Below are 12,333 nucleotides of genomic sequence, written 5' to 3'. Positions count from 1 at the left end.
TCACTGGCGTTTGCTATAATGTGGCTGCCTATGTACTGCTGAACAAAATCTATACAGCAAAGATCAACAGACCCTAGTTTAGGCGAGAAATTTGTAATAAGGAATATTGGCCTTGGGTTTATGCACCAAGGCCGATAATTAAATTAGTGTTGGTGTGCTGCAGGCTCCTTTTCAATGCCAACCCATGCGATATGGGCGGGTGAAAAGGCCAGTGCTAGCTGCTTAATAACCGCTTCGCTCGTTAAGTCAACGGTGAGCAGGTTATTGTTGACCGGATCGGAAATATAAACGTGGGCTTGACTGCCTGATGATGTGATGTTGAATTTTTGCCCAGAGTTTAAGTTTGGCACGCTATCTAATACTTTAATATAAGCGACGCGCTTAAAATCCTCTTCAATTTCATATACACCTAGATAACCTTTGCTATCAAGCATTAGGAAGTGTGCTTGATGGTGATCAACACCATAAGCTAAAAAAGTCGTTTCTGGCTGATCACGCCACAGAATTTCTGTCATCAGGTTATTTTCTGGGTCGACCAAAAATGCTTGTTGGGTTCTGGTTAAACCAAGAAACTTGTCATGTTTGTGGCTACCTTTCAACGTACCTATGCGAGTATCGACCATGGTGGCTATGTTGGGGATTTTGATTGCACTGAATTCTTCCCCAACTTGCTTGATGGCTAACACGCCATCTTCACAGCCAAATACTGTCCAATGGATACCCTGCATACTGCCATGCAGCCCTGGGCAAGATTCCGTAATGGTTTTTTCCTCATGGTAATGATCATTATGTTGATGCATTACTACGACTTGGTCTGGTAGTGATGTTGTCGCTAGGTCGCTTCGAAAAGTCGTCAGTGCAAACTCTCCTCTCAATTGCGCCGTGCCGTGCATTGCCTGTGTAAAGTCATGACTTGCTAGTGCTTTAGCTTGCTTGATACTGCTATCTGTCAGTACTTGGAACCCAGCATTGATGCCTGCTCCTTGGTCACCATCAAAAAACAGTGATGCGGCAGTGGATGATAAATCAAAGTGGGTCGGTTTCGCTTGCTCTATTGAAAATGAATGCAGACTGGGGGCTTCAGGTTGACTCCCTAAAAGGCCTGAGTCAATAAACTCTACTTTGTCTTGATTACGTTGGATGGCTACAACATAGCCAGATTGTGGGCTTCGGTAAAGCGCACTCGCGGGGTTTTGCAAGCTTATATCGGCTGCAATATTACCTGAGTCTAAATCTAATAGTCTGACGTTTGTTTGGTCTGCCTCTGCAACAGCAAGGCGGCCATAGGATAAAACTGGCGCGCTAGTTGGTGCAGGATCCGGCTGACTTGGCGCGATAGTGGGAGTTGGATTTTGGCCACTATTGTCGCTGCCTGCGACATTACTGCCATTGCCACATGCAACCAGTAATAGGCTAATAGGCAGGGCAAGCAAAGGTTGCTTTATATATGCAGCTAAAGGGGTTATGGGTTTCATACAGAGTTCCTAATATTGTGAATATTAATTGTTATCATTAACTTGATTTAATGAAATGTTATACTATAACATCCTGACTTCGCAAGCGGATCATTCGCAATTTTTTTGAACTCGCCCCTTTCATTTGAGACGTTTTTTTAAATGTAAGGTGCTGATATGGAATTAAAAAATGAAGGTTAAGTGGTTAATAAATGCAGTGGTTATGGGGTGTTCTGGTAGTGTTTTTGCTAATACTGGCCCTATTATTTCAGGCCCCGATGTGAGTGTTGTACTCGATGGTTTTTACCAAGATGGGCAGCGAGCTTTTTCTCACCGTGATGAAGGCTTTGGCTTAGGTCATACAGAATTAGGCCTAACGGGCAGCGTTGATGACAAATTTCGCGGTGTGCTAACTGGAATATTTGAGTCACATCATGGCAGCACAGAAATAGAGCTTGAAGAAGCGTTCATTGAGACCTTAGCTTTACCTGCAGGATTAAAAATAAAAGCGGGACGGTTTTTATCTGAATTTGGTTATTTAAATAGTAAACATACTCATGAGGATGCTTTCACTGAACGGCCAGGTGTTTACCGCGCTTTACTGGGAAGTCATTATTTTGATGATGGTATTCAAGTGAGCGCTTTATTACCAACTGAGTTTTACTTGGCGGTTTCTGCAGAAGCATTTTCAGGAAAAAAGATGGATGCTGGCTTTGACGATCCCGCTACAGTTGGTGTGGTTGCAGGCAAAATAGAAACGGGTAGCGATATTGGGGATTCAAATAGCTGGATGTTAGGCCTCAGTGTTTTGCGAAATGGTAATGGCCATATGCAGTTTGGTGAACATGATCATGATCATAGTGAGCATGAGCATGGCGGTCATGATCATAGTAGTCATGATCACGGCGAGCATAACCATGGCCCTGCATATACAGGCCGTATGCTTTATGGCGCCGACTTGACGTGGAAATGGGCACCGCAAGGGAATTATAAATATCAAAATTTACGTTTCACCGCAGAATACCTGTATCTAGATGATCTTTATGATGAACGCTTTAGCAGCTTAGACGGCGCACCGAGCTCACTGTCGGGGTTCTATGGTGCTTTCGTGTATCAATTTAATCCAAACTGGTCTGTCAGTTCGCGCTACAGCCAATTTGATCATATGAGTAATCATGATGTACATGGACATGGTGATCACGCCCATGGCCATTTTGTAGATGAACAGCTGAAAGAGATTGATTTTGCTATCGCATGGCACTCATCGCATTTTGGTGTTGTGAGAGCACAAGTGAGCCAGCAAGATTATTTAGATAAACGGGATAATATTGTTTCTTTGCAATACATCATGACTTTCGGAGCGCACGGTGCCCATGCTTTTTAACTTAACTCGATTGACTGGCTGGTTATTGGCACTGCTTAGCTTACCAGCACATGCTTTGACTATATTTGCTTGTCAGCCTGATTGGGCGTCCTTGGCAAAAGTACATGCCCCTGAGGCAGAGGTGTTTAGCGCGACCACAGCGTTTCAAGATCCGCATTTTATTCAAGCCAGGCCGTCCTTGATTAACAAAATGCGTCAAGCTGACTTAGTTATTTGTTCAGGCGCTGAACTTGAAGTGGGGTGGTTGCCTGAACTACAAAGGCAAAGCCGTAATGCCAAGGTGAGCCCTGGAGGTGAAGGATTATTTTTTACTACCGACTATGTCGCAGTGCTAGATAAACATGATCACGTTGATCGCTCGATGGGGGATGTGCATGCAGGTGGCAACCCCCATGTGCAGTTTGCGGTTGCGGATATGATAAATATATCTCAAGCACTGTCTGAGAAATTGCAGCAACTTGACCCAAAACGAGCAGCGCAATATTTGCAAGCAGGTGAGGCGTTTCGTCAGCGCTGGGCGGCGAAAATGTTGATTTGGAAAAATAAGGCTCTGTCTCTAAAAGGGAAAAAAGTAGTCGGTTACCACGCCACCTATCGCTATTTATTTGCTTGGTTAGGGATGACACAAGTTGCCGATTTGGAGCCTAAGCCTGGGGTCTCGCCAACAACCGCTCATTTAACTCAGCTCGCGAAGCTTGATCCGGGTAACATTTATGCCATCGTTTATGCTTCTCATCAAAATTCGCAAGCCGCGAAGTGGCTAGCAGGACGCACTCAGTTACCCATGATCGTGTTGGCGCAAAGTGTTGGTGGTAACGAGCAGTCTTATGATCTGATAACGCTAATTGATAACAGCATCAACTTGTTGTTAGCAAAGCATTAAGGAATTAGCGTGGCAGATTATATATGGCTACTGGCTCCTTTATTTTGCGGCGTACTAGCGTTAATTTGTAACCTGATTTTGGGCCGTCAAGTGCTGCAACGCGGTATTATCTTTATTGATTTGGCGATGGCGCAAGTTGCGGCTTTAGGTATGCTCATTATTACTCTTTATTGGCCGGATTTGACTAATCAGTATGAGCTGATTCCTCTACTTGGTGCATGTGCTCTAGCTTTAGTGGTTGGTGGCGGCATTGCTTGGCTAGAAGCAAAAAAAGTGGACAACCTAGAGGCGTTGATTGGCACCTTTTATGTTATGTCCGCCTGCTTAGGCATTTTACTCGTGAGTCAAGCGCCTCATGCTCATGAGCGAGCAACAAGCTTGTTACATGGCCAATTACTGTGGTCAAGCTGGACTGATGTGGCTGCGTTAGCGTTACTTGCAGGGGGGCTAGTGAGCATTCGTTGGTTGCGACCAAGGTTACTTGATGGTGTTGGCTTCTATTGCTTATTTGCGTTAAGCATACCTCTTTTAGTACAAAGCTTAGGAGTCTACTTGGAGTTTGCTATGCTGGTGATACCTGCTATTGCAGCAACGTATTGCTTGCCTAATTGGCGTAATAGCATGGCCCTAGTGATAGGGTTACTGGGCTTAATTACCGGTTTTTCTCTCTCTATGTGGCTTGATGTACCTTCTGGGCCAACAGTGGTATTGATGATCGGTATTTTTGCACTGGTATTGCCGGTAATATTGCGACTTAAAAGATCATTTGTTTCTATATAGGCGATAAAACCACGTTTACAGGGTAAACGTGGTTTTTTAGTTTATTTATAATGGCGGTATTTAATGCCAAGGTGATCAAGGTAATTAAAATGAACATTAAGCCGCGCTTGGAAGTCTTGCCAATCTTTGTGCTCTGGTTGACTCCATGCTACTTCTGCTCCAGCGATTAACCGCGGAAAGACCATGTAATCAAACTGGCTATCAGTTCGTACAAATTCACTCCAAAGCGCATATTGCACACCCAGTAAATTAGCCTTGCCCGTTTCAGATAAGTTATCGTTTAACGGTTCATACCAATAAGCCTCTTCAAGCTCAAAATCGGTTGCCCAAGTGGTACCTGGCTCCACTTCTGAACGGTTATAAGCCATATCGAGGTAGGTAAAATGAGCCGGTGTTGCGATGACTTGATAGCCTTGATTGGCCGCTTTAATTGAGCTTTCAACCCCACGCCAAGCATATATAATCGCATCTTGTTCTAGTTTGTCGCCGTGGATGGCTTCTTCCCAACCGAGTAAGGTTTTACCTTTCTGACGTAACTTATCTTGTGCATAACGTAATAAGTGACCTTGTAACTCACGTAAATCTTGGTAACCATTATCTACTAGCATTTTTTGGCAAATCGCCGAATGCTCCCACACACCTTCAGGTACTTCGTCGGCACCAACGTGTAAGTAAGGTGCTGGAAAGATGTCACATAACTCATCAATTACTTGATCAATAAAGTGATAAGTGCCAGGAAGAGCAGGATTTAGCACGTTATCAGTATAAAACTGCACCGAGCAATATTGTGAGCGATCATCAGGATCGACTAGTAGCTCCGGTAATGCCTTCATGGCCGCGCGTGAATGACCTGGAATATCGATTTCAGGGATCACTTGGATATGTCGTTCTGCTGCATAGGCAACAGCTTCTTTTGCTTGTTCTTGACTATAAAAACCACCATAGGGATCTGAGCCACTGCCAAATTGAGATTCGATGGCTAAGCCATGGCCACGATAAGCGGTTGTTTCGGTTAACTGGGGAAAGGCTTTAATTTCAATTCGCCAAGCTTCATCATCGGTAAAATGCCAATGTAATGTGTTGAATTTGTAATAAGCTAAAAGGTCGATGACTTGCTTGATTTTTTCTACGCTACGAAAGTGTCGTACGCAGTCAAGCATAAAACCACGGTAGGCAAATCGGGGTTGGTCTTTAATGAAACCCTGAGGTAATGCTGAAGTTGCATTTAAACATTGGGCCAAACTAGCAAAAGCGCGGCCAAAGCCCACTTTGCTACCGGCAGAGACGACAATTTTGTCTTTGATCGCGATTTGGTACGCTTCTAGAGTTAATTTATCATCCCACAGACAATCAATGACCGTGCTTTTTTCTTTACCTAAACGCAGCTTACTTAGTTGGGATAAAAATACCTGACTTTCAACTTCAAGGCCTTGGTTGTTATTTATCCAAACATGCTGTTGTATTGCTAAGGTGTCATTATTTAGCTCAACTTGTTGTGGCTGAGGAATAATAGCCAGTGCGTTTGGTGGTGCTTGATTGAGTTTCGGTGCTGGCGTTACCGCTACGTGAGGGAGGATAAAAGGAGCAAATTCAACTTGTATTATTTGCTCCTTCTCGCCAAACGAAAGATAAATGCCTGATGGCAGGTCGGTTATATTTTTTAACGCAAGCTTGTCGACCAGCAAGGTAAAGTTGAATACCTGTCCAGGCTCTAACTTAGTTGGCATGTTCGGCTTCAGCGCGATAAAGCTACCGTCTTGACGAACTAGTTCAACACCGTCAAGCTTAGCGGGGTCGAGGAGTCCGACTAAGAATAGGTTAAGGGTCCAATCCGTTAAACTGGATTGGCTCAGATTGGTTAGCATAAAGTCTGCACTATAATTATGCGAGCCGTTCCGTAATTCTGTGATTTCAAGTACGACAGCCAAAGGAAAACCTCAAAAGTTGATTAATAAAGGTATCACTTACATCGGGTTAGATACCGAGAAACCGCTTAACTTAAATAGTTAAGCGGAAATAGCGTTTACTATAAAGCGACTGCTAATATATACCAAGCAGCATGGGGGATCCATTGTTCGCCCCAACGCCAGTTTTGGAAGAAATCATCTTTTTGCGCTTCAGGCACTAAGCTGATATCCCTCTCATTATCAAAACCAGAGGTGATGCCATTACAGATGCCACCGGGCGCGCTAGGATAACCATCAATGTATTCAGGGTTGTTATGGCCATGACCATAAAGCATGCAAGCATCAAATGGATTTAAACCAAGTATCCAGTTTAATTGTTGTTGAGCATAAGCTTGTACATTTTTTGCTAGCTCAGGGTCACTGTCCTTAAACAGTTCAGCGCTCATTTTTGCTGCGCTAGCCAACGAACTTAAACGAGCGTTTTCACCTTGCCACCAATATCCAGATTCATTCTGTTGTGCGACAAAAAAAGCAGTTCGTCTATGGGGTTCATCGACAGCTTTAACGTATTGACGCCCATAACCAAAGGGGTTAACGACTTCTGCTGTGATATCAAGCTCAAACTGTATGGCTTGCTTGATGGTTTTTAAGACACTTGCATGAAAATTGGAATCGCTTTCAATTTTGCTGTATTCAATAAGACTGATAACTGGCAAGCCAGCTTCTGCTGCGTGGAAGTAAGGGCGGTCGCTGTTTTCTTCTACAGTCCACCAATTAGAGACCAATTCATCGCTGACCTGCCGCGCTTGCAAGCGTTTCGCCCAACGGCGAGATTCAGATAAGTAGCGCTGATCTTTGGTTGCTTTGAATAGCTCAATGGCCGCGAGTAGGGCACAATATTCATCAATGATGTTTTCTTTGCCATTATCGCAGTAAGCGCGATTATTTTCACATAAATGGGCATAAGCTTGCTCGGCCCCAGCTAGGTATTGCGCAGGGGCAAATTCCCCCTCGGGTGCTAACTGAGAAGCTGCAGCCAGAGCTGCGATACTGATTCCACCACCTTGGCGGAAAGCTGCTTGCCACTGTTCCGTCTTAGTGCCTTTTTGGGTTTCATAGGCGCAGATATGACGGTTATTAACGTTTTTGCTCCATTGATCAAAAATCGTCATATAAAAGTAGCCATCTTTATCCAATACCCGCATCAAAAAGTCAGCACCAAACAAAGCTTCATCGAGGATGCGCTTATTGAGGTTCACCTTGCTGATATTATCCGATTTCCCCAGCTCTCGATGGCAACGGATTAAATTCCAAACCACCATGGGAATTTGCTGAGGATTGAGGTAATTAGCATAAGATAGATGACTGAGATATTTACTCATGTCACCGCTGGCATCAAACCAGCCGCCGCGCACGTCGGCTGTTTTTTGCTCATTTCCCCAAAAAGGTAAATCTTGATCGGCTTTATCAAAGGGCCCAGAGCTGCGCTGGCCTTTGAAGTAAAATAAGTTATCAGACAAAGTACGATTTAGTAGTAGTTCTTCGGCAATGCAGAAGGGGTGTGAACTGAAGGTTTCACCATCATTTTCGACGACAATTGCAAATTCCCCTTGCTGATCAAATTCAGAAAAATCTATTTGGTAGAAGTACCAGTCACTCCACTGGTCAACGCATCCGTGCGGTACTATTTCAGTTGTAAAACATACGCTTTTATCCTGGCATGAAATCAAAGAAGCCGGGCTCATAACAAGTCCGGCTTTTGCTTTGATGACTGCCACTTTATTTGCGCCAACTTGATAACCAATGTGGTTAGTCAGTAGCTGCATGGCAGGATCCTTTATTATCTATATTTCTTGCTTATTACTCGTGTAAGAAACAACGTACGAAGTGGTTCGGCGCGATCTCTTTTGGTTCAGGTAACGCTTGGTTACACTTATCCATTACCTGTAAACAACGGCCAGAGAACGGACAACCAACACTTTCTGGGGTCCACAGTGGAATTTCACCTTTACGACCACCTTCTAGGTTGTCATGGATACTCTTCTCTGGGTTGGGTACCGCAGACATAAGCAGCTGAGTGTAAGGGTGCGCTGGTTTTTGTAGTACTTCGTCTACTTCACCCCATTCAACTAAGTGACCAACATACATGACACCAATATCTTCTGCTAGGTAGCGCGCAGTGGCGATATCGTGCGTGATGTACATCATTGAGATGCCATCGTTTTTCATGTCTTCCATTAGGTTTAAAACACCTAGACGAATTGACACGTCAAGCATTGATGTTGGTTCATCGGCAAGGATTATTTCCGCCTCAACCGCTAAGTTACGTGCAATGTTCACACGTTGGCGTTGACCACCAGAAAGCTGATGCGGGAACTTTTCAGCCGTTTCTTTTGCTGGCGTTAAACCCACACGTTCAAGTAGTTCGTAAATTCGACCAGGTAGATCCGCTTTACTAGTTACTTTTTTATGTAACAACAATGGACGAGCTAAATGATGGAAAATAGTGTGCGTTGGGTTCAAAGAGCCAAATGGGTCTTGGAAAATCATTTGCACACTTTCACGGTATTCCATTAATGATTGTTTGTGATTAAATTCATCAATGTCACGGCCGTGGTATTTCACCATACCTGCTGTGCGGCTGTACATTTTCGCAATGATCTTAGCGCTGGTTGATTTACCTGAGCCTGATTCACCTACGATAGCTAATGCGCGGCCTTTATAAAGGTTGAACGAAACATCGTTCAATGCACGCATGTGACTCTTCTTCAAGGCATTGGCATTGATAGGAAAGTCTTTAACCAGATTTTTAACTTCAATTATTGGATTATTATTGCTCATAATGCTTCTCTCAATCCTACTAGCCCTGAACCGGTTGCTTTTCTAATGCGATGATGTCAACGATGCCATCTTTGTGTAGATGACAAGCTGAGAACTCACCTGGGGCAACCTCAGTTAACTTACAGTACTCTTTACGGCAGATGTCTTTAACGTAAGGACAACGCGCTTGGAAGCGACAGCCCACAGGTACTTCAAACAGGTTCAATGGTGTACCTGGAATACCAACAAGACGTTTTTTCTCACCGTGTAGAGGAGGGAACGCATTACCTAAACCTTCGGTATAAGGATGGTTAGGTTTAGTTAAAATGTTTTTCGCGGGTGCTACTTCTGCAAGCTCACCTGCGTACATGATACCGATACGGTCACAAAACTCGACCATTAAGCTGATATCGTGCGTAATGAAGAGGATTGAGAAGCCAAACTCTTCTTTTAACTGATAGATTTTTTGTAAAATTTCACGTTGAACCACTACGTCAAGTGCCGTTGTTGGCTCATCCATGATGATGAGTTTTGCGTTCAATGCTAATGCAATAGCAATAACAAGACGTTGACGCATACCACCAGAGAACTGGTGAGGGTAATCGGATAAACGGCTAGGGTGAATATCAACCACTTCAAGCAATTGGCCTGCGCGCTTAATACACTCTTGACGTGTCATGTTGGTATGCGCAAGTAATACGTCACAAAATTGCTCTTCAAGTGTTAAAACAGGGTTTAGGCTGTTCATTGCACTTTGGAACACCATGGCTGATTCTTTCCAGCGGTATTCACGTAATTGCTCGTCGTCAAACTTAAGAATGTCACGACCGTTAAAAATGATTTCACCGCCTGAGATAAACGCTGGTGGCTTATGTAAACGACATACCGAGAAGGCAACCGTCGATTTACCACAACCAGACTCACCCGCTAGGCCAAATACTTCACCGCGACCGATATCAAATGAAACGTTACTTACTGCACGTACATCGCCATTGCTGGTAATGTAATCAACACATAGGTTACGGACAGAAAGTTGAATGTCTGTTTTATCATGAACAGATGCGTTAGCTTGGTTTACGCTCATGATGCTGCTCCTTGTTGTGCTGTTGTTTCTTGTGCTGCTGCTTCTGCTTCTTTTTGTGCTGTGATTTGCTTCCAACGTTTAAGGCCAACGTGTGAACGTAGTTGTGGGTTAGCAATTTCATCAACCGCGAAGTTTAATAGGGCAAGACCTGCGCCCACACAAGCGATTACAACAATTGGAGAGAATACTTCCCAGTACGCACCAATGTGGATAGCTGAGGTTTTTTGCATGTTAAATAATTGCGTACCCCAAGTTACAGACGTTGGATCACCTAGGCCTAGGAACTCAAGGGTTGCTTGGGTCATGATAGCGTAGATTACCGAGCCGATGAAACTTGCACCGATGATTGAAACTAAGTTAGGTAGAATTTCAATCAAGATGATGCGCCATGAAGGCTCACCTAGTACTTGAGCAGCTACAACAAACTCTTTTTCACGTACCGCTAAGGTTTGAGAACGAACAACGCGCGCCCCCCACGCCCAGGACGTGAGACCGATTATGAGGGCAATAACCATCGGGCTTACCTCCCCGATAAAAGCCGCCAATACCATTAACAGCGGTAGCTGCGGGATAACAAGCATAATGTTCATTAGTGAGCTTAATACTTCATCAATTAGGCCACCGAAGTAACCCGCTGTAATACCAATAGCAACGGCCATTGCAACTACTATGATGCCTGCACCAAAACCAACCGCCAGTGACACGCGGCCACCGTATAAGGTTTGTGCAAATACGTCACGACCCATACGAGTAGAGCCTAATACATGCTCTTCACTTGGTGGTACGTGTGATTTAGTTACACGTTTTTTAGCATCGTACTGCGTGATGAACGGAGCAAAAACCGAAATAACAACGAAGAACCCGACAATACAAAGACCAAATAGTGCCTTTTTGTTACGAGTTAAAAGATTGATAAAACCCATAATTATTTACCACCCTTACGAAGACGAGGATCCAAGAATACATACAACACATCGGCTAAAAAGTTAAACGCTAGCATGAACACTGTCATGATAAGTAACTGGCCTTGGATGAGCTGGTAGTCACGGTTGACAATGGCATTGAAAAGCACTGAACCTAAACCTTGGTAGTTGAATATAACCTCAACAACCAGTGCACCACCTACAACAAAACCTAATGCCATAGATAATGCGGTTACACTTGGCAGGATAGCGTTACGTGCACCGTAGTTTAACATCACGCGGATATTTGATAGGCCTTTTGCCTTACCCATGGTGATGTAGTCTTCGTTAAGTAAGTTAATCATGTTGTTACGCATAGGCACTAAGAAACCACCTAACTGTACGATGAAGATACAGAAAATAGGGCCGACTGCGTGAAGAAGTACGTTTTTGAGGAATTCCCATGATGTGAAATCAGGGGTTAGCTCTGGATCGTAAGCATAACTGATAGGAATTAAGTCCCACGTTACACCTAAAGAGAATAATACCACGATACCAAAAACCAGCTGTGGGGTTGCTTGTAGTACTAAAGACAGTGGTGAAGCGATACTGTCGAACTTACCACCACGGTACCAAGCTGCAACAATACCTAATGTCGCACCGAACATAAACGCTAAAATAGTTGCAGTACCTGTTAAGAACAGGGTCCAACCAAAAGCGTTAGCCAGTACTTCTGATACAGGCATGTTACTGAAAAAGGTTGAGTGACCTAGCTCAAGTGTGAATACATCACCTAAGTAAGTAAAAAATTGTTGATAAAGGGGTTGGTCGACACCAAAAGTTAATCGTAAGTTTGCGATTTGCTCTGCAGTAAATCTCGCACCTTGTGCAAGCATTGCATCGACTGGATCACCGGGCATCATGCGCGGCAAGAAGAAGTTAATTACAACGGCTACCAAAAAGGCACCAAAGTAAAAGACGAGACGTCTTAATATAAATCCCATATCTCTACACCTATTTATTTGCTTCCATTCGGGCCACTCTAGCTGTTTCCAGGTATGTATCCAAAAGGGGATACGCGAGTGTAAAAAAGTCGAATTAGAAGGTTTACGTTAAAGT

The 12,333-nt window shown here is 43.9% G+C and carries 10 protein-coding genes; 3 read left to right on the top strand and 7 right to left on the bottom strand.

Going from position 1 to position 12,333, the window contains the following annotated elements; genetic code table 11:
• Positions 1-143: 143 nt before the first annotated feature.
• Positions 144-1,475, bottom strand: coding sequence for a hypothetical protein (locus tag K1M91_RS18005; RefSeq protein ID WP_232803645.1), 1,332 nt, complete (start codon positions 1,473-1,475; stop codon positions 144-146).
• A gap of 169 nt (positions 1,476-1,644) precedes the next feature.
• On the opposite strand from K1M91_RS18005, the gene K1M91_RS18000 reads away from it, so the two are divergent.
• Genes K1M91_RS18000 through K1M91_RS17990 form a run of 3 tightly spaced genes read left to right on the top strand, consistent with a single transcriptional unit; the run spans position 1,645 to position 4,501 of the window.
• Positions 1,645-2,838, top strand: a complete 1,194-nt coding sequence (locus K1M91_RS18000; protein ID WP_232803644.1) for a hypothetical protein — start codon at positions 1,645-1,647, stop codon at positions 2,836-2,838.
• On the top strand, positions 2,828-3,721 hold the full coding sequence (locus K1M91_RS17995) for a zinc ABC transporter substrate-binding protein (RefSeq protein WP_232803643.1): 894 nt from the start codon (positions 2,828-2,830) through the stop codon (positions 3,719-3,721). Before K1M91_RS18000 ends, K1M91_RS17995 begins: the two co-directional genes overlap by 11 nt.
• A 9-nt stretch (positions 3,722-3,730) precedes the next feature.
• Entirely contained in the window at positions 3,731-4,501 is a 771-nt protein-coding gene (locus K1M91_RS17990) for a metal ABC transporter permease (protein ID WP_232803642.1), read from the top strand.
• Positions 4,502-4,542: 41 nt separating this feature from the next.
• On the opposite strand, the gene K1M91_RS17985 is transcribed toward K1M91_RS17990, so the two are convergent.
• The 6 genes from K1M91_RS17985 to K1M91_RS17960 all read right to left on the bottom strand — a co-directional run bounded on the left by K1M91_RS17985 (position 4,543) and on the right by K1M91_RS17960 (position 12,218).
• Positions 4,543-6,366, bottom strand: coding sequence for a beta-N-acetylhexosaminidase (locus K1M91_RS17985; RefSeq protein ID WP_232803641.1), 1,824 nt, complete (start codon positions 6,364-6,366; stop codon positions 4,543-4,545).
• A 161-nt stretch (positions 6,367-6,527) separates the two neighbouring features.
• On the bottom strand, positions 6,528-8,234 hold the full coding sequence (locus tag K1M91_RS17980; protein WP_232803640.1) for a glycoside hydrolase family 9 protein: 1,707 nt from the start codon (positions 8,232-8,234) through the stop codon (positions 6,528-6,530).
• Positions 8,235-8,268: 34 nt separating this feature from the next.
• Positions 8,269-9,249 carry an ABC transporter ATP-binding protein gene (locus tag K1M91_RS17975; protein WP_232803639.1) on the bottom strand — a complete coding sequence of 327 codons (981 nt, stop codon included), beginning with the start codon at positions 9,247-9,249 and terminating at the stop codon, positions 8,269-8,271.
• A gap of 19 nt (positions 9,250-9,268) precedes the next feature.
• Positions 9,269-10,312, bottom strand: coding sequence for an ABC transporter ATP-binding protein (locus K1M91_RS17970; RefSeq protein WP_232803638.1), 1,044 nt, complete (start codon positions 10,310-10,312; stop codon positions 9,269-9,271).
• Positions 10,309-11,235 carry an ABC transporter permease gene (locus K1M91_RS17965; protein ID WP_232803637.1) on the bottom strand — a complete coding sequence of 309 codons (927 nt, stop codon included), beginning with the start codon at positions 11,233-11,235 and terminating at the stop codon, positions 10,309-10,311. Before K1M91_RS17965 ends, K1M91_RS17970 begins: the two co-directional genes overlap by 4 nt.
• Before the next feature lie 2 nt (positions 11,236-11,237).
• A complete protein-coding gene (locus K1M91_RS17960; protein ID WP_232803636.1) occupies positions 11,238-12,218 on the bottom strand; it encodes an ABC transporter permease in 981 nt (326 codons plus the stop codon).
• Positions 12,219-12,333: the final 115 nt, after the last annotated feature.

It is taken from the genome of Motilimonas sp. E26 (assembly GCF_021278025.1).
GTDB lineage: Bacteria > Pseudomonadota > Gammaproteobacteria > Enterobacterales > CBDFNC01 > Motilimonas.
Note: the sequence above shows the minus strand (reverse complement) of the source record. Positions and strands in the feature narration are given on the sequence as shown.